Here is a 22537-nt window from a genome sequence, read left to right on the forward strand (position 1 = left end):
TAAAAAGGGATATAAAAAAGGATATAATCTAAAGATCTACTTAAATTAACTGTAACAGATCAAATATACGATTCAGTTGAAGTGTTTAAATATAAATCAAGCAAATAATAACGATCAATACATTATTACTAACAACGAAAAAATACTGTAACCAATCAATAAGACCTAACAGATAAAACCAACACGTATTGTCATCTTAATAGATATGTGATTCCTGTTCCCAAACAAACTCCTAAAATCCATCAGATAACCATCTATATACACCTAGACAGACTTAACACATCACTTACAACATTTGTAACCTTTTTTAAATCCACAGTATATTAACTATTGATACCTATAATTTTTTGTTTAAGTCATGTATACGATTTAATCACTAAAATAACCAAGCTATTAATACCTAATATATTACTCAAATAATCTAAACATTACCTAACCCACCATCATCAACCATCATCCATCCCAACCCCAAACATTTACATTTCTTATCATTAAAAACGGGTCTATTAATCATGTCATTTGCATATACTTTCAACTAAAACTCCAACATACCAATGTATAGGCTTAAACTTAATAACAACCATTATATAGACCTACAGTTTAATATCTTATCAATCAACTTAACCAATCGTTGTTTTAATGTTAACAGATTAATGCCGAACTAAACAGCTTAAGAATTATAATGTTATAAACTACTTATCGAGGTAAATCGATTACAATACACCGTTCTAGATCTATAACATGTTAAAGGTATAACAAAACATTGGGTTATTTAATCTATAATAAGAAACCGAAATCAATGGAAGAAAAAAAAGATATATACTGATATGAATATAACATTTGTTATTACAAACAACAACCAGTACCAAAATAATATTAGTGATATATTGATGTTCAATCGATTGTTGGATTTTTGAGAGGTTTATGTGTTAACTAACCAAGAAGTTTGGTCCATTATATCTTCAAGATACCAAAACAAAACAGATTACAACGAACACCTTCCTAATCAACATTATTTATAAACATTGGTTCCCTTTAATATAAATGGTATTAACACCAACAAGATATAAATGTTACTCCGATATAGATTACATTTTACAATAAATTTATACACTAACTATGAAGAATTTAACAACAAGGTAACATAATGGTGTTTAATCTAATTAATTTATGATTTGTTAAGGATATTTATTTAAATATTAAGCCAGTATTTGACAACGGTCTCATATTGATATTTAACCAAAAATAATTCAATAAATTATCTCATATTTACTTAAAATATTAAATTAATTACCAAAATACCATGTTGGTCATCTCGTTAACATACCTTGTTCTAATTAAATTTAATCTTATTAATATCAATTAACTAAGTAACCATATTTAACAACAATTTGAAAGATATATTGTAATCACCTTAAAATTTAAACTTTAACACCAATTACATCCCTTAATAACAACTGACATATTATGATGTTTGGGTTTTTGATTAACAGATCCATATAATTAACGACACTTTGTTGGATTAATTTAATTTATGTTAAAAGTAATATTTATACAAGTATAGACTTAATATTTCATCAAACAACCTGTCAAGACATATTACTGTTCCGATTATTATCAATAATTATAAAACCATACATATCTAACATTAAAATATTTTGATTACAATACAACCCACGAACCTGTTTATAATACCTCGTTCCTTAGAATTCGTTTAATGAACAAACAACACATTGATAAATACCCTAATTCCATTAACAACAAAATATCAATCCGGATACATGTCAATTATAATTTAAATAACTAAATCCAATGAATAATTTGATGCCACCATCGTTTCTTGCATCGTTGTTTATTTTAAGTCTAAATAACCATCCTTGATAGGGTTTTTTTGATTTGTTACATATGTCAATTAATATAAAGTTTCATACTGATTAAGCTAATGACTTAATTAATACATAAACACATGTCAATACCATAACAATACATTTAAATCAACAAATAAGCCAAGTTCTCATGTTAACAAATAATAGGTCATTGTTCGTTATAATGTTATATGTTTTATAGCCATACTAAGTTCCGATATCTGAAACACAACAACATGTTTATTCCCATCATGTTATTACAATGGCTAAACGTTTGGTTAATTAATATAAAGTTAATAAAATTATAAACAAAAACCCATTGATATCGAACCTAAATTGAACTAACCTACACATCTGTAGTCATTACCTCAATATTACTGATCTTTTTTAAAATCAAACAAACACAGTAATAAGCTTTAACAAACACATGTAATTAGATGTAAAACGTTATTATAAATTGTTGTGTTTAGTACTTACTTAAGCATAAAATTATCGATCATATCATGAAACCACCAATTTATTTACCACAACCAATATAAAGATTAAACTACTAATCATAATTATGATCAATAATCTAAACAACTGATTCTTATCCTCTGTTCCAATCAGTTAACTCGGTGAGTTATGGTTTTTTTGGTTCATATTTAATCCATCGATATAATACCTTACAACGACCAACATTCGATAACATTTACGATAATAACAACACCACATCAATTATGATAACAATATGTCTATTAGAATACTATGAGTAATAAGTCGAATTGTTGTTTTAATCAATATTAAACATAAATATAGTAATAATTAATTAATAAAACCAAATGTACCAACAAAATGTGGTTAATTTTTAAAGAATTATATTGATTTACGAATGGAACTTATATTATCGTTGGTTTAATCAGTTTTTAACCAGTTATAATTTATACACATATCGGCTTCTATAACATCAATAAATTGGGTGTATGGATGTTGGCAACGTTGGTTATCTATAAAGTTTACATGAAGAATATCGGGATGTTATAAAAGATTTGTTTACAATTATCATGTTTAGGCTTAAGATCGAAACATGTTTAAGATCATCGTGAAGATGATAAAGATTAGTTAATAAGTAGATCTCCGAATGTCAATTCGATTTTAAAAACCACATACTATCAAACAATGTTTTCTAAAAGTTTGATATAAAGCATCAACGAACCTATTGAATCAATCTCGAAACCAAATAAATTACTACTACTGATTTCAATTTCATTAAAGTCCACTTATAAAAAATTTACTATCAACAAATAGATCTCTTAGTTATTTTGGTTATGATAACTCTTTTATTAATCGAAAGGTTCGATTCTCAACTTAAATATGAGGATGTGGTGTCCATAGCTCCAACGTTTGGAAGTATCGTAATGGAATTCCTAATATATTCAGATAAAATACAAGTTCGTTTATCTCACTATATCCAAGCATGTTTCCAGAACGAAGAAGTTTCACTACAACTCTTTTTGAACACAACACAAAGTAATCATACGTTCGATTTGATAGTTTAAACCATTTTGAACCCATATAGTTTCATCTTAATAACTTAATAATTTTCTGTTTATCAATAAACTTAAACATATACAAGGTTTATAATTTTTTTGATTAATGTCAAAATCCTAATGTCGATAAGATCTAAACCTCCAGATGGCAATCCAATGACCCATAACATCTTGTTGTACTTTATGTTTCTCCTTCCAATATTCGTTACCATCATGGTAAGCTTAACAATTTAATACCGATAATCTACCTTTAGATTAAATCTCACTATCGGTTAGACATTAATATTACTCAAACAAATACGATTAACATGATCTGTAGATATGGGAATATTATTCAGAGTAATACAACAAAAAAACTGTTAAGAGTACCATAACTACCAAACACAACTTAAACCTAAGCTCTTCATTATGTTCCTAAATCCTGTACATTAAACGAACCCATCAAAAGACTCTAACAACCAAACGTAAACGAATGAACTAATAACCACTTAAAATTAGATGATTTAAATAATATACTTAAAATTAAGTTGAAATAATCCCATAGAAATCATGTTTAGTAATATTTAATTGATTCATTTTGTTGAACCGATCTATATCATTCACTTGAATCAGATCCCATAAAGTTAAACCAATCCATATAATCCGTTAACATAATTATGATAATATTAATCCCATTCTATTAACATTTCTGTTGTTAAAAGCATACCCCAACTATTGATAAAACATGTTATACCCATAAGTTAAAAACATGGAGTTATTAATGACCACTAAAAGTTAACATCTTAAATTATAAAACACAGTACATAATACAAGTATTTCTTTCATAAGATTGGTTTCTTTAACCTTAACGGTGTTGAATTGTATTACTAACAAACGGTTAAATCTTCAATTACATGATAAAACATGGTACTAAAGTGAACAACATAAACGACCATGAACAAGATGTTATAACAATTGTGATACCAACATATATGTTAATTTAACACCAATTCTCCCTTGTGTACAACAAATCTAAACAATTGATCTAATATCCCATTGAAAGAAACCATCCATTAAACAAAATCGTTTAATTCGAACAATTAATAACAACCATTGCTTAGATGAATGATTACGGTCCAACAACTGATACAAATCTCACTAACAAACTAATTTATTACCGTAAGTTACATCCCATTTTGATGTATATATCTCTTCAACTTATACCACCGCTCGTACTATTCACTACCTTGTTGCCATTATTCCTTTATCGTTATATAATCCCATATATTAATTATTAATTAAACGTAACAACATCCGGTTGTTAAACAGATGTTTCGACTTCTGTAATCATTTTAACATTAAATACTCATCAAAGCTGACTTCGTTACCAACACAGATAACATCTTCAATGACTAATATGACCAACACCTATCAAAGTAGATCTTTAATCCATTAACTAATTTATAACTTTATTGAGTCCATAAATTATATTAACTTTAACTATTACATCTGATTCCTTAAACTAATAATTATTCTCATCGAACAAGAATCAACACTGACTTGTTTAATTAACATCACGTCACATTGATTTGCCATTTACACGTTGTACAATTCAAACTCCCAGTCCTCAATCCAGTTAATCAACTACCAACCTCTCTGTTACAATTTTGTATCTTTATTAAAATAGCCATTAAAACATTGGCTTCAATCATCACAACTTACAACACCTCAATTGTACCTTAATAAACCAACACATTAACAACCGTCTTCATCTTTTACCAATCTACCATCTATAATTATCTCAACAGGTAGATGAACTTATGTTATTTCTTTTATCTGAATTTATCTACATCGAACACAAAACATCTAACAATTGTTCGATATTCTACTTGATTTAACAGGAACTTTAACAGCAACAACATCTATCCCCAATTATTTCATGAACACTCACAACCTTCAGCTAATCCAATCTCTGTGTTTTCAAGTGTTCGTTTCTACTTCTGATGTTCAACAACCAAGCCAATCACAACTCTATTGAAGTAGATAAACCAAACTGATCAATTAAGTCTGTACTCTCCGATTGCTTGAACACCGATGTTTACTTAAATAATTTCAACCAACATTGACATACTTGGAACATAAAAATCCAACCTAAACAAACTCACTGAACAAGTAATACCAAGAGTAACTACAAACCTAACCTCTTTTCTTCATGCATAAACATCCTTATCCTAAAGACATTGTATTAATGAAATCCTGATTAACAGGATGTTGTTTCCATCATAAAGTATACCATCGTACCAAACTGATCTAAACCATAATATTGGTATGACTTAAACACATCAACCTTTGAACTTCAAACAAAGACCATGAACACTTCCCACTTCAAACGTTGTTATCAGCCAATCATTCAACCGGATATTAAAACAACCGATCAGACCCTTTATATACTGATCCAAACAAAAAATATCCATTACTTACTCCCTATAAAACACTCCACCATCGCATCAATACCATTAACATTTAACTTCCCCACCTGCATGTTTTCTCATTAATCAATTACCACTAACTACTTAACACCATCATTCCGGCTTGTATTAACACCGATAATTTTCAATTAAAGTTTATTACTTTATATAACAGAACTAATCACTTTATATGTTATATTTCCTAGATTTTAATAAAATATCCTAGATTAAACATGTTCTTTAAAACTATACAATATTATTGAAGTTAACTAACTCGTTTGCATATCCTAGACCAATTAATGGCAACATACCAAACATTATTCGGTCTTTAATACCTACCATTTTTAATTCTAAATCTCTAATAACAACACTGGCTATGGCTTTTGTTTAACTTTAATAGGACATTGTTGATAGCGGTGAGATCTGATGTTTTAGTTCATAACTTCGATATGTCAACTACCTGTCTAAAATATCTAATCTGTTCCTGTTCAAACGTTTGATAAAACCTGTTAATCTGACCGATAACTCATCATTTATTGCTGGATTTTTAAATCAAAGTTGAAGCAATTGGTATTCCACATTACTGAGATCGATGTCATTAGTTCTAATATGTCTTCTATATGTTTAGGGTTAACATTTACCTCATATTGTTCATAAATCTGTTAAACACTTCTGATAAAATACTTAACAAAACAACAGGCTACCATAATTGGTAGCATAATCTGAAAGATCTACCTATCAGACAACAACATTTACATAATACTAACATCTTTATCAAATGTTTATGTTTTAATGTCGGTTTTTATAAATGGTATACTATCGGAACCTTATTCTCGTGTTTATTCAATAACATATGAATCGAAAAACCTCTTTGTATTACCTATCTTTAACAATCCGCAACATGGTGGGATAAAAACAACATCCGAATTCGATTAAGAATTATCAATTAATTGTTCTAACTTATACTAACCTCCACTTTCATCTAAAGCCATGTCTTAATAATCTGTTTACTCCTTCTTTTTTAAAAAATATAATACAATCAAATATTTTAACATTACAGTTACTATGACCAACAAGATTGGAAGATGGAACGTTGTTGTTTAACAAATATGTCAAATTCATATCAATTACTTTAAGTATAATTCTGGCATCGATTTTATCTGTTTGTTTCTAATTTTTAACTGAGAATAAATCATTGAATCTTGATCTTTCATTTGAAGTTACCATTGTAACTCAGATTACCATAACATAATCTACCATTAACATGAACCAACACAAAATTCGTTTGATCACAACGGAGTCAATAAGTTCTTTCTTAAACAAAGTCATTGTTATTAAAGGATAATCTGGATCCGATTGGAACAACAACCTTCAAAACAAGTTTTCCTGTTAATAAATCATAACTGAATGCTTATTACTTACAACGATTAAGACATCTTGATATGAATAAAACATACAAAATTTTGTACTTTAATCCATCAACAACATGTTATTTCAGTATAACATTGATATTTTTCATAGGTTTCAAGTCATTAATTTCTAATTCATGGAATGGTCCTAACGTTAACTTAAATCCAGATTCAACCGATCGATTGAGTTGTCAATATTCAAACCGAATCACCTAAGTTCAATAACCTTCCTGTACCAATAATTCAATCCATAACACTTTCTGCATATACCGGATTTTGTTTGTTACATTAATGGCAAACGAGTATGAACTTTATACTTACAAACCTTTACAAGATCCGATATTTATCTCTTTAATCAACACAACATTTGAATCAGCTACTACAACGTTGGTAACAATCACATCATCAAGCAAGAACCTGCCAACAAGTCAACCACAAGTGTTATCACAATCATCTGATGACAAGTCTATCTCTAAACTCAACTTTGTTCTGTAACCAATCTCATCTGCAACACATTCTCCTGATGTTTCATACTAACTCTCTTATAAAATAACTTGATTTAAATGTTTTATTCAACAGATCTGTTAATCTTTTCTTTCTTTAACTGTAACTAAGTACAAACATTTCAACGGTTGAGATATCCTCTGTGTACGGATGGGATGTTGACATTTTGTTTAACCCATCATTGAAGCAAACAACTTCCCTCTATAGACTCGTTAGTTGTTGTAACCGACCTGATTGTTCATGCCACTACCAAAACCCACCATTATGCTAATTAATGAAGAATTACTGGGATACATATCTGAATCATCTAGATCCATAGTTTTGTAAACTCCATCAACAAACATCTGATCATAACCCTCAGAAGCCTAAACGTTGTTGTGAATTATGTAGAATAATTTGCGTGTTGTTAATCACTTCTATTACCTTGTTTCGAACAGATTTACAAGGTGTTTTGTTCGTGTTCAGAAGTTAATAAGTCAGATGACCTAATAATAGTTCAGATTATGTTGTATATTTAAATCCCAATCTTATTAGTGCTTCACAAAACTTTAACCATCTTTCATCGATCACAATCTGTGTTAACTTCTTGTATAAAAATCTATAATCCGATCCTTTATAAAATCCAGATGATGAAACATCATATCTGCCACAACATTCAGATGGTACTATATCAGCAATACAAAAATCCCACCCTGATGTTGTTATAACTGTTGTAAATTTATTATTAATAGTTACACCATATATAATATTAGTATGAACATTGATTAAATTCAGATCAATAACTCTTTTAAGTAAAGCCAATGATTCAAATCTTAAGTATTTTTTTATTACTTTCTATTAAAAAGTGAAACAGAAATAATCCCATTACCATGTTCTTAGTTAGAGTTCATTACAACGTTGTCATAGGTCGGATGTAGTATATTCTTAGATGATAACATATATTTCATTACTTCATGATTTTGTTGACTTCATTAGTTAAAGAAACATGTGTTGTTACCATTAAATCATCATTGAAGTTAACGTTGAACCGTTTATAAACCAGGATGGGATGTACTTTGATTACATCTTTATTATTTAATTTTACCATAAAAACCAACATACAAAGTTTATGAAGTATTGGTGTTCTGTTTAAAATAATAGGATAAACAACTTATAACTTCATCATAAGCTTTGATTAGCCATAACCGGATTACATCTAACGTACTCTCTATTGAATACATTTGATTTGGTTACAAGTTTCAATACTGATTTTAAATAGATAATTGGTTTAAACAGATCAGATGCCGCAATTCATGGCATACTACACTCATCAAGTTTTAGTTTTGAACTTGAAACAATTACCGTTTATCAAGAATAATCTGTAACTTTTAACCTAAAAAGAAACTGTCGGAATCTACCATGTTTATCTTTCAACATTTACTGAAATAGATGTTAATGTTTTATTACTATATGGCGGATGGTTATCTAAGTTGCTCGAATTGTCATATAACATATCTGCTACTCGTTTGTAACGTTCCAACGTTTTGTATTAATTTGTTAGTAACCGATTGTTAACTAAACTTATTAAAAACAACGAAACAACACTTTAAAAAGTATTATTAGTATTCTTTACTTAGCTATAAAATTCGTTTAGATCGGAAGATTATATTCTTTCATTATCATCTACCAACGTTGGTCTTAAACTAGCCGGTAAAACAGGAACAAATGTTTAACACAAGCCAAGTTAGATCAACATGTTTTAAACGGTCATCGATAATCTCCAGTCTATCGTTTAATTCATTATGAAGTAACCACAGAATCAGCATTTTTCATATCTTCGTTGGATATTCATGTTTTAACTTATATAAGATTTATTCTCGATAGTAAATGGTTTATTGCCGATCCCTCCAAAACAATCCTGTCATAACTTCTTTGTTTTCCAAAACTACTGTAAGTAGATGGATTAATTATTTTATACCATATAAATCATCAGATATTCGTTTGTTATATTAACATGTAAAGCCACGATTTATCAGATCTTTAATCACTAAACTAGACAACCCAAGTAGAGTTTCAGTACTTCTGAGTTATTCTTATGAAATCAAGTGTGAACAATAGGTTTAGCTAATTCTATATGACCGTATCTGTGTTTGATCCGTCTTTAGTTAATGATTAAAGTCAGTTCCATAATTAGGATAACAACTTGTTTGTATTTATCACAGGTTTATTACATAAATATTTGTTCTTGTTAATCGGACCAAATATCCTTGGATACAGAAACATCTATTAATAAGTTTATCTGTTATCACCAACAAAAAAGGTATATACACTGTTCATCACTTCCCATACGACTATAATAATATTGTTTGATTTTGAAGTAACCTGATAACTTGAACGGGTTGTTTCCTCATTTATCCATCAAGTTTAATTACCACATCATTATCACAACATTTAATTCTTGGTTATGTTACCTTAAGTTCAATGTAAAACGAACATGATTCTTTGATCAGAACAGACAGATATATCTCCACAAGATGTTTTGAACCTTAGATATCTCTCATCTATGTTGGTACTTAACGTTTCTCTAGATTATTAAATTAATACGTTTAGTAAGTTAACAGTTACCCGAATAATAAATGCCACTCTGCAGTCCGGCAACATCCATACTTCCAACTCACCTAGTCTCTATACTTCTTTGTCCATCTATACCTTTCAGTGGGTGTTGGCTAATGGTTGAATAAGATTCTATAGATCTGGTATATATTTTATCATCTACCATGTGGTTAAATTTATAAACATACATGGTTCCAACTGTTGTGTTTCTATCCAAGCTTTAGACCTGTAATCTCATCGTATAATTGACACCGATATTTATCATCTTTGTTTGTATTAAAAAGGTAAATACATGATTCTAAGGACTTAATATCCTACTCGATTTCTATGTCTTGAACGTTTGGTATTAGACCGTTAGGATAGAATCAGATATTGATTTCAATAATAATATTTTTAATCGATTGTTTAAATTCAACGTTCGGATGTTGTTTTTGATAGTTTTGATTTAGTGATATCGATTATTCTCTGTTTATTGTTCGATATGTTATATATTTGGAGTAACTCGTTTTTATAAGTTCCGATCCCATCATCATAATCCATCAATCCCAGATGAAGTTCAAATATCTGTTCAACATTTACTCTTGAAGGTATAACTTAATGGATAAAAAACTAAACGTCCGTAGCTATTCCAACGGCCATGAATGGCATATCCTCCTTCGGAACTATCCTCGATATCACACCTTTGTTGCCATGCCTACCACATACCTTATCACCTACCTTTATTGATCTTTCATTTAAAAATTCTGTTTCAGTTCTATCTAAATTAGATGACTTACAGAGAATTGGATTTTGAAGTAAAGTATAACTCATCAATTTAACGCAACGTTTGTATACGTTGTAAATTTTAATATACGATTTATATGCCAATATGTAAATTATTTTTAAAAAAGTTTAACATTGATGCTACCGAACCCAAAGATGTCATAACTTAGATGTCTATGTTTTATAAAAGATTATTGTTTCGGTTCTTAATAAATGTCGGATATGGTTTATGTATATCTTTCTAATAGTTTTAAGATTAATAACAACGTTGTACATCGACATCGACCAACTTGTTCCTGTCAGATTCTTTGACATTGATAACGGTTATACTTTGTATATTATTTTGTAGTCTTATTGATAAATCTTTATATGCCAAGGCATATTGGTTGGGAAATCAACACCATTATTTGATTCAATGGAGAGTTTAATCTTACCTACAAACACGGCATTAGCATGAAGTTTACAACTCTTTTAAAATACCATTGTTTTGTAGATGGGTTAAATATTTCCTTGATATTATTTCGATTTTATTAGTTAAAACTTTATTCCGTTTAATTCAATATCTACTTAGATTACATGAAGAATATCGGGATGTTTCTTTTGATACATTTTCAGATGAAATTAAATATAATCTCCAACCTTAAATCAACATATCGGTCACAACGAAGTAATTGATTTAACTTTATGTGGTAGATCTATAAACAGAACTCATGATTTATTCACAAATGATAATATTCTAACTAAAATCAAGATCCAAAATGATTGATAATAAAAGATTACAATATTGAATCTTAAACAACAAGGAAGTACTGAAATCAAGACACAAAAGGTACCATCATGGATTTTGTTACGACTAATCAACATCCAAGTCTGATAATAAAACGAACTCTGTTGACATTAACGAACCATGGTATGTTTGATAAGTAATTAAGAAACCAACATAGTAAGCATGGACGTTGGTAATAACAAATTGTATCAGGATTTTGTTCGGATGTTGTAAACAAATACCATTGTTATTATGAAACCAACATCAACGTTGTGGCTGTTTACACTTCTTAACTTATCATCAATGTGAATTGGTTTTCTATAGAAGTCGATTCCAACAGGATCAATGGATGTTGGATACAAAAACCAAACCATGTATGTATCAATTGGTTTTTATCAAATCAAGGTTGTTCACAGGAAACACCATCGTGAGTCTAATACAACAAGAACAGCCAGAACCAACAGCTAACCATCACGTGCTTATGATCAAACACAACTACATCACCTGCAACGAATACTTCTTTTACATTTGTTCTTATCAAACCTAATTGTCCAATTATATATCGATGGTCATCCCTATCCTGTTCTGAAACAACACGGTCTCGATCTTGGATCTAAACATCATTCCTAAATTACCTACATCAACCATCTTCTTCCCACTGCTATCCTTCGATCAACATGCATCCGACCTCTGTCCATGCCAATAGCCTGTTACTTACATCGTGCCATCAAAACCTCTAATGAATTTACTAACAGACATCTCAACGAACCAACACCCATATGACAATTCACCAATTTTTAAATCCCAACATCGTTGTAACACCATAGTTACTTGAATTTTGATCGGTACTATCCCATCATCATCGGAAATGACCGTAAACAACATCCGAGATCTATATGGTTCTTGTACTTAAACTCCCACTTCACAACCACTTGCAACAACCATGCTACCTGTTGTACGTACAACATCTGATTTTGTTAGCACAAACCGATCACGTACTCATGTCAACTACATTGATTGGTTCACAAAACATCCACAACATCCCAACCTTCCAATTGGTTCCTTCATCCTTCCTGTTAAACCTATCTTTACCAATCTCATTAATAAATCAATAACAATTACCAAATTCCATGAACATACTTGTTATTACTAAATATAGTTCTACTATTATCAATACATTCACTCCAGATTTTGATAAGATTAAACCTATTGTTAGTCCTTTCGGACCTTACCTGTTGTTACAACGTTTAGAACAAGAACAGATATGTTTAAATGTTGGTTAACCACTTTCAAACACGGACACCATGGTCATTCCTTCATTTCAAATGATGATTTGTAAACTTAACTTCACGATCAATCCCAATTATATCTCAATATCTAATAGTCTTCAACAAAATCAGCTTACGTGTTGTCATCTGTACGTAGGAAATAACAACTCTATCTACCCCAATCAAATGGTCATATTAAAACCTCTAATATAAATATCTGAACTATCAATTGAATTATACTTCCAACATGCTTATCTTCTAACCATATATTCAATCGAACTTATATTTGCCACTAACATTAATAATAGCCATTCTAATCTCATGGTTTGTTTGGAAGAATTGGTTTAATAAACATACTATAATCCATGTTACAAATATATATTTACTACCTTATCACAAAACAACGAAGTCAATGGTTCTTTCGAAATCTTTTGATGAACATTGAACCAATTGATTGAACTGATCAATAAATATCTTAGAGTTATTAAAAGAACCAACGGTTGGTAAGATCAATTTATGAATTAAAACAACAATATCGACATAATATTGACAACACAACGTTTGGTATGTTTTTATCTCGGAGATAGTTATTTTGGATTCATGTTTGATAATAGACAAAGTGAACCATTGGGATGTTGTGTTTTGAACATTTAATTGATGGCTGTTATAACTTACTTCATCATCATGATTTAGAGATTACAACCTCTATGCGATTAGTATGCTGAGCATACCTGGTCGTTTGACCAAATGGACCAAAACTGTGACCATTTTGTTATTAGTTTGATTTCAGTCAATTAATTCAGTAATGCTTATCTATTGCTTCACCTATTGTTACCAATGTCGGAGAATTGAACTTTCAACTTGTTGAAGTAAACACTACATCTCTAAGACTGACTCTAAGCAAATTCTGAGCCAACAGACCAATGCTGTGGTTCATGACAACGTTGTCCTTGGAAGCAGTTGAAGAACAGATTAAGTTATCTGATAGATGATAAAATCTAAGTCTTGACATGTAAACAACCGAAGCATACCTGTTTGGTTTACTTTCAATTGAACCTATATTACACGTTAGTAAAACATCAGTGTTTGGTTTACCGTTTAAGTTAATATTACTAATACCAAAAGAAGCAACAGCCGAAGTTATACCTGGCACAGTCGTAAGTTCCACCTCCATTGAACTTGAAATCATCTGTTTACATCAGGATCTATTAAACATTAATGCATCACCATTCTTTAACCATGTTGTCCTAATCTGAACCGAACAAATGTATAACGTAAACAACAACACACCATACAAATTTGATTTGGATGAATAAAGTGATCTTCCAACGTACTTGATGCTTGAACTATTAGATAAAAGAGATAAAACACTTCGATTAGTTAACGATTCCAATAAAACAACCTGTGTTGTTTCTAATAAAAACACCGTTAATAATCCGATAAGATGAATACTACCTGGACCAAGACCAACGATAACCAACAAAGTTGTTAATTGTTACTGAAAACTAGGATGTTGTTACCAATTAACGTTAAGCTACTGCACGGTAGAATTAAAACAAGTGATGTCATATTCATCGAAGATAGAGTTATCCTTGATATTGTTGAAATTGAAACTTCTTCGAAAGGTGAACCTAAATTTAAACCTATTACCAATGATAGATTTGATCCAATGAAGTTATAAAAATTTAAAATATACACCAACGTTCGGTTCCTTATTTGTGACTTAGGATTGAAAACAAAACATGGAGAGTTGTTCGTTACACTTCCGATTACAAAGGCTTTTAATCTCGATCATGATTGAAACTTTGACAACGAAACCACAGAGGTATTTGATGATAATGTTGAACCTAAAATACTATTGAAGTATTGGAATGTTGAAATGTTTGGAAATAACGACAATCTTTGGTTTCTTATGGATGTTGTATATTGGTGAATGAGTAAATTTAAAATTGAATAAAAACCTACATCACCAGAACACACACCTGTGTTGCCGACAAGAACTGACTTCGACCTTGTTGTTTCAACGCCCAACATGAAGTTCGAACATATCTTACCTCTAACATCTTGTCTTATAGATTTTATATACCCATAATATCCAACAACATGTCTGGATCAAGAGGATGTTGTAACCATTTTTTTGGTAATCCATCTATTCCTAAACTTATCAAACAAAATCCTGATAATGACGATAAATGTACAACTGATCCAACTATTTGTTTCATGTTTATAATTAAACCCTGATTAGATATGTTAACCTTGAATGTTCTAACCGTGGAAAAAACTGAAACCACAACATGGTATTAGGTCAAACGTTTGGCTATATCCCTCTCTAGTTTTATAAACATGCTCGGGATGGTGGTTCCTTGGATCTTGTTTTCCCTTGGTCATGTTGTTAATTTACCGAGCATTGGCATAGATCTTGTGAAACATTTTAATCATCGTGATGTTGTGTTCGAATTATCAAAACCTGTGATACTGAACAACGGATTATTAACAACCCCATAATCGAAACTTACCAAATTGTTGTTAACACTATGAACATTATTATTTCTATAACATACTACAAGTTTTATACGAGTTCTAAAGACAACACTGTAAACCATCAGTTTTATTAGATCGTTGTAATCACAGACTTCGTTAAAGTATTTACAATTGCTAATGAAATTCTTCGGTGAATGAACTTTATATATTGGTGATGGAACAGGTATAATTCCGGTCTCTATTTTGTTGATTTTCGATAGAACAAGTAACATTTTATCCATCATTATTGATCTACTTCACTTTGAGAATTTAGAATTAAATAGTGCTAACACTACGAAAAATTATCTCATAGTTAATTTAACTGAATTAGAACCAAGGTACATACACATGTTGTTTTTGTAAACATGGAAATATAAATATGGTGGTCATTGGTCACAACGTTTTGTTTGATTATAGATGGTTGTTAATATCTGTTTACATCCATGAAGTTATCAATCGATGCCAGAACTCACCAACATGGTGAACCCAAAACTAATTAAACCTGCCATAACTATCAACACTCAATAGTTCTGTGTTTTGTATTCTTTTCGATGACATGGTTCCTTGACAATAACAGTTATGTTCATGTGTCTTCGATCGGTACTTGAAATCTTTAATACTATTAGTTAAAAGAACCGAGATTTATAACCTTGGATACAACAAAGTTGTATTATAACGTTAGAATAAAATCGGTATACAAATGATAACCAAGAAATAAAATCAATTCATTAATTTGTGTACTAAAAGAATGTTTGACCGTTTTTTATACTTAATATTAATTTAAACTAGATATCGGATGTTTGAATTGAAGTATCTGTCAGTGATGTTAACCAATGTTAAACGGGATTACTTTGTTTGGATAGACCTGGAATTAATTGATATTATGAACATGAATATCGTTGACTATACCCGTTATGGAGATATTGATGTAAGCTGGATTTTGATATTGATAAAACATCCGTATATTTATAGATCTTGTTGTTATAGACATAACACTGAAAAAATAGTACTGATGTTAAATAGTAATGGTAATGTGTTTTATTTTAATTGAAACAAAGATGAAAGATGTTGAAATCATCTTAATACAGATAGTGCTGATGATAACATACTTTTAAAATGATACGACACTACCTTCTAAATCTCTTACTGAACAACCGTATCTTAACCATTGAAAACACATGATCCAATCGTTGTTATCACTGATCTAAATGATTTACTTAATATGTTTTTTAAGTCATATGGAGAACATGTTAGATTTATCGATTACTTCGATGTCTGTTTAGGACATTGACATCCATGTTATGGTAACCGAATGTTGGAAGGTTGATGTTGATAAATTCATAAGATTATTGGAATAAATAAACTCGATCGATACATCAACACTGTGTTGGTGAAACGTTGATCTTAATATCTTCAATGAGACAGAAACAACCATGATGCTAACCATGGCCAAATGACCAGGTAACAAACGATTGGCTTAATCCCGTTTGTTCGAATGTAATTAAAAACATCGATATGATTGGTTTAAGATAAATCATTGGTAAGTCTAAGTAAATGGAAGATGGTAAACATGTCTGAGATATTATGACTGGTATGACATCTAACATCGTTGCAGGTAATATCCGAATTAAAGTACAACAAATGGTCTTAAACTACCAACGTTGTGATGGTTAATGTTACCGTCTAAGTTATAACCTGTTTAGGAGAATCAAATGAATCAACCCAACATTGTGTTGGTGTTACTGATTGTCAATAGTAGTGTGAATACTATGAGGAAAACGTTACAATGAAAGATATCAACAGATCATTTGTTTATGAACTGCTTACCATCATGGATAGACTTATCTGAAACATGGTATTAAACAGTAGAAAGGTAAGAGAACTGATAACTTTGGAACCGATAGTAACCACATATCTGCACATCTCTTTTATATCCAACATCCATCATACCCTCCTTAAAACATCATCTTATCAATGACATTGATGTTTATTTTGTTGTACTTGGTCGATACAACGATCGAGATATCAGATGATATTCGGATGTTACAGCAACAAACACAACAACTACTACTTTCTTGGTGTTGATTTAAATCTATTAACATCCCTCCTATCCCCTCCCTCATAGCTTCTCATTCTATCGTTTCTTCATCTCATGTGTTTTAATTATCTATTAACTAATTACTAACATCCTCTGTATAATTTATCAAATAATCAAGCCAACATACACAATAAACCAATCCTTTCTTCCATCTGCCTACTCTGTGTTGTTCCCTATTCTCTTCATCTATCATTAACCACCATTTATCAACTCTTAGATCCCATCCCCATCTGATCCTTCACTTAAACAAACCACATCCAATGTAACATTTGTTATGTTCATCAAACACATCATCCTAATTAATCCTATATCCTACAAGATAAACCCCATCCACACCAACAAATTAACAACACTGAACCCTCCACATGATCCTACCCCAGACTACTTCTGATCTCTACATCTGACACATCACGTTCGTAACAACGAACCAACCTAACAACATGTCACACCAAACATAACCCTCATTACAAACAACACTTATATATATCTCATTTGTTTGTTGTTTTTATTTATGTGTTGGAGGTGGTTCACTTGTAACCAACGTTTTGTAACAACCAATTTAAAGATATCAACACACATACCTATAATCCTTCCTTTATACCTTTTATTCATACCATCATTTTGATGTTTAAATACTCCGTACATACCTGTTTTAACCTAACAAAATCCTACACTTGAAACACCCTCATCGGTTGTTTCTATCGTAGCCATTGAACCTATATGTCACTACTTAAGACCTAACATTAATTCGATATCCTATGAATTCAGACTATTATACCCTCCTTATTATTACCTTCAACAACTCTGGAATTGAGATTATCTCCTTCCTCCGATCTTAAACAATTTCAATTATCGTTGGAATAACTAATAACCATGAAGTTAAGATACAGGTTATATGTTTGATTTCAAAGCCATCAATCCCATCCTTTCATTGACACCACTACAACAACTTGTTTAACCAAAGAATAACACGTTGTTTTGTAGACATTTTGTTGTTATAAGAACCTATGGTCTAGATCGGAAGATCTTGTTAGATCCAACTTTCCTGCCCCTATGATGGGGCAATGAACTCCTTACATGTTGGTCATTAGTTGATTTAAACCTCCGAGGTTTTAGTACATAAACAGATATATGTTTCCGATTATTATATCACTTGAAGTTTAACCAACCAAGTACATCTAGATGATGTTAAACATTAGGATTAAGTCATGGATGTTTGGTTATGAATTTAATTACATCAATGTTGATCAAACCGATATGTCACAACGTTGTAACAAAATATTTAAACATGTTAACAATGATATCAATTTTAATTAATTGAACAAATCTGCTGTTCGATATTAACATACTCTCGTTAATCTATAACAACCTCCAACCTTTGAAAGCCATACATGAAGTCTAGAATCAAATACATTTTCCATGATTAATTCTGGTAATTTATATTCGGTGAGTTTACATTCAGATGAATCGAACACACTATGGTCCATGAAATTCCATTAACACATAGATAACTTCGTTGTTACCATGTTGGTCCCAAATAATCACTGTAACCAAAGGTTGTGTTTAATTTGGTTTGTTTGATCGGATCATGTTACAACTTAAATAACAACATCAATCAATGATGAACCTTTCGGTTCCCTCTATTTCGTTATCATGCCAATCATAAACTTCAGAATCCATCTTCGTTCGAAACTTCTTAACAACATCTTTTGATCACGAACCAAGCACAACAAGTATTCAAAAAATATGTTGTTGATGAACTTACCTCTAAAGACCGTACAAACGTTATCCAATGTAACATCTGTTTTGTTTACAATTGTATACTCATTGATAGTTATTGACTTATTTATTACTAATCGATAACGATAACAAATAGTCTAATGAATAAAATCTTTGTTCGATGATATCTGACTTCGATAACGTCTGATCTGTCGATAACATTATCTGATCCAATATTATTCAGAATTTAACACATTTATTCCTATCAACCACAATGAACCTCTCGGTTGTTATAACTTGACATGTTAACTTAACAGTTCTCTTAATAACAACTAACATTACCTTGATCGAATCAATAACACCAACAGATACCATATCCCTAAACACACTTTCATTTTACATCATGACCATGGAACATATTATCGATCTCTTTAATTCATTTCAATGAGCTATAACAACCAGTACCAACATTGGAAACCAGTTGTTTAATCTGTACTACCAACGATAATCTTACAACGTTGTAAACCAAATGTTATAACCTTGGTACTTGATTGGTATTTAATAATCTTTGATGTTATGAACTAAGAAGTTCCCTCCTCCTGTTGTTATTCCACCTTTAAATGACAGATCTAACTACCATTAGTACCCTCTCTATCCTTTTATCTCTTACATTCGGATTCGATATTATCTCTACATTTTTATTACAACATACCTACATGTTAATCTATTCAAGTGAACTTGTAATCCTATCTTCTGATCTTCGATGCCAACATCCATGTCTCATATTCAATACTTAATCCTATCCAATATCTCCATTTCTTATCACAAAAGACTAACCTGCTAACAACGTTGGATTGTTTGTTTATTAATCTTAATTTCCTCCTTCCTTTCAACCATCCACAATGATCAAACGATGTGGCTTTAAGTTTGACACCAATGTTTCCCGTCTATTGACTCTAAACCCTGTCAATAGTAGTCTTTCCTCTGATATTTCCTGCTGTTACCACTACATTCTAGAAAATTCAACGTTCACCATTTTTATCTCATCACGATGTCTGATTAACAACAAGGTGGCCAATGTTCTCGTTATCAATATCATCGGTAATAACCAATAAACCTCCATCTGTGTTGGTTATAAGCTTCTGGTAACAGAGATAATTGGAAATAAGTTAAAGATCTAATCCATTGTATATTAGGATATATGGCCTATTTCATCCAACATTTTGTTACCTCTTTGTTGTTAGTAAAATACGATGAAAACGAAACAACTATCGAGATCTATATCCTCCTACCATTTCTAACCACATGTTTATGGAACTGAATTCCAACGTTGTTATTATCCCATTCTTACCTACCCTCCTGTAAACTTCTAACGATTAAAGAACCTACACTTCCTATCCTTATTAAAACGTTTATACTAATCTCAACACTATTTCATCTACATTGGTAATCTTCCTTGATAAACCCACCTCTTAACAATCCTTGGTTACATTATTAACTAACAAATCCAATCCTCCTATTTATATCATCTACAAGTATTCCTTAATTGGACATGCTGGGAGAACCATTTACCAATGTATCAGTCAGAACCATGGCGGTTGTTATCTCGTTATCTACACAACCAAAAAAAGTTCATCATCATTGCCATAAGGCTTAACAACCTCAAATCAACGTGTCATGATCTTGTTGTTTAATTCCATTGGTAATGTAACAGTTAATCCAGGTTAGTTACTTCGGTATCCTATCAATCTCCATCGATGACAACGTTCTGCTCCCTTCGGGTCCAATGTTATCCTAATAACCCCAATCAACACGGTTATACATCTAATAATTTTCAATTTTAAATCTATACTCTTAAAAACCGAATTAACTTACCATCATTCCAAACAAAACAGGTTGTTGTTGAGTGATTTAACATTAACCGAAGGTAATCTGAACCAATTAAAACAAGATCCATACTCATAACAGTTATTAGATTATTGATGAATGTATCGAACATTGGATTCATGGATTTATACGAAAGATTTACAACAACCAACCATCAAATAACTTCAATTTATTCTGACAACGTTGTGATTATTTTCTCGAAGCTTGGTTAATAAGTTCGATCAGACCAACAAGATGTTGTAACGTTTAGTTTAAGTTCTTATAATTCAAATCAGATATAAAATCCAGATGAGATCCAAACGAATAGGCGGTTTGTTTACTCGTTTGTTGCTTCGTTTGATTGGTGGTTCACTATGTTGGTGTTAGTATGTGATAAATCAACAGGTCATGAAGTGTTGATTGGTTCTGATAGAAAGATCTAAAGAATTAAGAAACCAATAATTGTCAGAGGAAGTGGTAATCGATTATGTGGATATAATTTTAAATCAATTCCTATCTATTATAAATGAAAAACATTGTTACCATTCTCTGTTGGTTTTGGTCCCACTAGAAACGAGGTTATCAACCTTAACCGTGTTGAAAGCATATTAAGGAACAGATTATAAGCATCCAATGAGGTTGTATATCGTAAATGTTTAACCAAAACATCGGTTTTAAATCCCTTGGTATGGAAGTTGTTTATAGTTCTTAACTTTATTTCAAGATCATTGATTCCAATATTCGATTTAATATCGATATGTTTCTTTATCACCTTGTTAACCATTCGTAACCGTCCCATTTCTTTCTTTCTAAGATACTTCTTTTTACCATCATTGATCCCAATATTATTGAACTTTACTGAACCCAACCTATTCAAATGAGATGAGGTGTTTATTAATGCTTATATCCGAGCATCATGGATCCTTATGTTGGATACAACGGTTTGAACCAAAACATTCATGGACAACACGGACATTTAACAACCACCCAACACAATTATAACATCAACTTCGTTGTATTCATGGCATGTTTTGTTGCCATTAAATCCATCACAAAGAAACCACTAGAACCATGTGTCCTGCTATCACAGTTAACTACCTGTTTTAGTCGTCAGTGTAAAGACTTCAAGTAATGGTTTCGTTTATAATTTAATCTACCGAAGTCTACCATGTGAACACCATTAAATCTCAAA

At 30.9% G+C, this 22537-nt stretch carries 24 protein-coding genes and 1 pseudogene; 4 read left to right on the forward strand and 21 right to left on the reverse strand.

Annotated elements, in window-relative coordinates:
- Positions 1 to 6801: 6801 nt before the first annotated feature.
- From MAGTDC_RS04255 to MAGTDC_RS00885, 13 genes and pseudogenes are all read right to left on the reverse strand, one after another.
- Positions 6802 to 6963, reverse strand: a complete 162-nt coding sequence (locus MAGTDC_RS04255; RefSeq protein ID WP_192572957.1) for a hypothetical protein — start codon at positions 6961 to 6963, stop codon at positions 6802 to 6804.
- 48 nt (positions 6964 to 7011) lie between these two features.
- On the reverse strand, positions 7012 to 7221 hold the full coding sequence (locus MAGTDC_RS00850) for a hypothetical protein (protein WP_146656633.1): 210 nt from the start codon (positions 7219 to 7221) through the stop codon (positions 7012 to 7014).
- A 346-nt stretch (positions 7222 to 7567) separates the two neighbouring features.
- Positions 7568 to 7732 (reverse strand): hypothetical protein, encoded by a 165-nt coding sequence (locus MAGTDC_RS04260; protein ID WP_192572959.1) that lies wholly within the window; start codon positions 7730 to 7732, stop codon positions 7568 to 7570.
- Positions 7733 to 7966: 234 nt separating this feature from the next.
- On the reverse strand, positions 7967 to 8098 hold the full coding sequence (locus tag MAGTDC_RS05270; RefSeq protein ID WP_278046866.1) for a hypothetical protein: 132 nt from the start codon (positions 8096 to 8098) through the stop codon (positions 7967 to 7969).
- Between the two features lie 157 nt (positions 8099 to 8255).
- Complete coding sequence (locus tag MAGTDC_RS00855; RefSeq protein ID WP_146656634.1) at positions 8256 to 8555, reverse strand: hypothetical protein; 300 nt, start codon at positions 8553 to 8555, stop codon at positions 8256 to 8258.
- Positions 8556 to 8700: 145 nt separating this feature from the next.
- On the reverse strand, positions 8701 to 8892 hold the full coding sequence (locus tag MAGTDC_RS00860) for a hypothetical protein (protein WP_414173050.1): 192 nt from the start codon (positions 8890 to 8892) through the stop codon (positions 8701 to 8703).
- Between the two features lie 1455 nt (positions 8893 to 10347).
- Positions 10348 to 10563, reverse strand: coding sequence for a hypothetical protein (locus tag MAGTDC_RS00865; protein ID WP_146656636.1), 216 nt, complete (start codon positions 10561 to 10563; stop codon positions 10348 to 10350).
- A 326-nt stretch (positions 10564 to 10889) separates the two neighbouring features.
- A pseudogene (locus tag MAGTDC_RS05825) lies at positions 10890 to 11156 on the reverse strand (hypothetical protein); the annotation flags it as partial.
- A 126-nt stretch (positions 11157 to 11282) separates the two neighbouring features.
- Positions 11283 to 11423 carry a hypothetical protein gene (locus MAGTDC_RS04265; RefSeq protein WP_192572961.1) on the reverse strand — a complete coding sequence of 47 codons (141 nt, stop codon included), beginning with the start codon at positions 11421 to 11423 and terminating at the stop codon, positions 11283 to 11285.
- A 612-nt stretch (positions 11424 to 12035) separates the two neighbouring features.
- Entirely contained in the window at positions 12036 to 12248 is a 213-nt protein-coding gene (locus tag MAGTDC_RS00875; protein ID WP_146656637.1) for a hypothetical protein, read from the reverse strand.
- A 340-nt stretch (positions 12249 to 12588) separates the two neighbouring features.
- Entirely contained in the window at positions 12589 to 12759 is a 171-nt protein-coding gene (locus tag MAGTDC_RS04270) for a hypothetical protein (protein ID WP_192572962.1), read from the reverse strand.
- 61 nt (positions 12760 to 12820) lie between these two features.
- Positions 12821 to 13057 (reverse strand): hypothetical protein, encoded by a 237-nt coding sequence (locus tag MAGTDC_RS00880; protein ID WP_192572963.1) that lies wholly within the window; start codon positions 13055 to 13057, stop codon positions 12821 to 12823.
- 860 nt (positions 13058 to 13917) lie between these two features.
- Entirely contained in the window at positions 13918 to 14625 is a 708-nt protein-coding gene (locus tag MAGTDC_RS00885; protein ID WP_146656639.1) for an SAM-dependent methyltransferase, read from the reverse strand.
- Positions 14626 to 14652: 27 nt separating this feature from the next.
- Here MAGTDC_RS00885 and MAGTDC_RS04275 point away from each other — a divergent pair, with 27 nt between their 5' ends.
- Positions 14653 to 14823 (forward strand): hypothetical protein, encoded by a 171-nt coding sequence (locus MAGTDC_RS04275; protein WP_192572964.1) that lies wholly within the window; start codon positions 14653 to 14655, stop codon positions 14821 to 14823.
- A 397-nt stretch (positions 14824 to 15220) separates the two neighbouring features.
- Here MAGTDC_RS04275 and MAGTDC_RS04280 read toward each other — a convergent pair whose 3' ends face one another.
- Complete coding sequence (locus MAGTDC_RS04280; protein WP_192572965.1) at positions 15221 to 15364, reverse strand: hypothetical protein; 144 nt, start codon at positions 15362 to 15364, stop codon at positions 15221 to 15223.
- A gap of 78 nt (positions 15365 to 15442) precedes the next feature.
- Positions 15443 to 15907: a hypothetical protein gene (locus tag MAGTDC_RS00890; RefSeq protein ID WP_192572966.1), complete on the reverse strand. Its 465-nt coding sequence runs from the start codon at positions 15905 to 15907 to the stop codon at positions 15443 to 15445.
- 551 nt (positions 15908 to 16458) lie between these two features.
- On the opposite strand from MAGTDC_RS00890, the gene MAGTDC_RS00895 reads away from it, so the two are divergent.
- Together MAGTDC_RS00895 and MAGTDC_RS00900 are read left to right on the forward strand one after the other, a co-directional pair.
- Complete coding sequence (locus MAGTDC_RS00895) at positions 16459 to 16800, forward strand: hypothetical protein (protein ID WP_192572967.1); 342 nt, start codon at positions 16459 to 16461, stop codon at positions 16798 to 16800.
- A 648-nt stretch (positions 16801 to 17448) separates the two neighbouring features.
- Positions 17449 to 17787, forward strand: a complete 339-nt coding sequence (locus MAGTDC_RS00900) for a hypothetical protein (protein WP_146656642.1) — start codon at positions 17449 to 17451, stop codon at positions 17785 to 17787.
- A 49-nt stretch (positions 17788 to 17836) separates the two neighbouring features.
- Here the strand turns inward: MAGTDC_RS00900 and MAGTDC_RS00905 are convergent, their stop codons facing one another.
- Both MAGTDC_RS00905 and MAGTDC_RS05275 read right to left on the reverse strand, forming a co-directional pair.
- Positions 17837 to 18049 (reverse strand): hypothetical protein, encoded by a 213-nt coding sequence (locus MAGTDC_RS00905; protein WP_146656643.1) that lies wholly within the window; start codon positions 18047 to 18049, stop codon positions 17837 to 17839.
- Positions 18050 to 18237: 188 nt separating this feature from the next.
- The gene (locus MAGTDC_RS05275; protein WP_278046868.1) at positions 18238 to 18372 is read right to left on the reverse strand and encodes a hypothetical protein; all 135 of its coding nucleotides are present in this window, start codon (positions 18370 to 18372) and stop codon (positions 18238 to 18240) included.
- A 628-nt stretch (positions 18373 to 19000) separates the two neighbouring features.
- Between MAGTDC_RS05275 and MAGTDC_RS00915 the strand changes: the two genes are divergently transcribed.
- Positions 19001 to 19162, forward strand: coding sequence for a hypothetical protein (locus MAGTDC_RS00915; RefSeq protein ID WP_192572969.1), 162 nt, complete (start codon positions 19001 to 19003; stop codon positions 19160 to 19162).
- A gap of 1063 nt (positions 19163 to 20225) precedes the next feature.
- Here MAGTDC_RS00915 and MAGTDC_RS04290 read toward each other — a convergent pair.
- From MAGTDC_RS04290 to MAGTDC_RS04295, 4 genes are all read right to left on the reverse strand, one after another.
- On the reverse strand, positions 20226 to 20372 hold the full coding sequence (locus tag MAGTDC_RS04290) for a hypothetical protein (protein ID WP_192572970.1): 147 nt from the start codon (positions 20370 to 20372) through the stop codon (positions 20226 to 20228).
- A 454-nt stretch (positions 20373 to 20826) separates the two neighbouring features.
- Entirely contained in the window at positions 20827 to 20958 is a 132-nt protein-coding gene (locus tag MAGTDC_RS05280; protein ID WP_278046869.1) for a hypothetical protein, read from the reverse strand.
- Positions 20959 to 21865: 907 nt separating this feature from the next.
- Positions 21866 to 22213, reverse strand: coding sequence for a hypothetical protein (locus MAGTDC_RS00920; RefSeq protein WP_146656646.1), 348 nt, complete (start codon positions 22211 to 22213; stop codon positions 21866 to 21868).
- A 128-nt stretch (positions 22214 to 22341) separates the two neighbouring features.
- Positions 22342 to 22515 carry a hypothetical protein gene (locus tag MAGTDC_RS04295; protein WP_192572971.1) on the reverse strand — a complete coding sequence of 58 codons (174 nt, stop codon included), beginning with the start codon at positions 22513 to 22515 and terminating at the stop codon, positions 22342 to 22344.
- Positions 22516 to 22537 lie beyond the last annotated feature (22 nt).

The sequence above is a fragment of the Candidatus Hodgkinia cicadicola genome, from assembly GCF_002774925.1.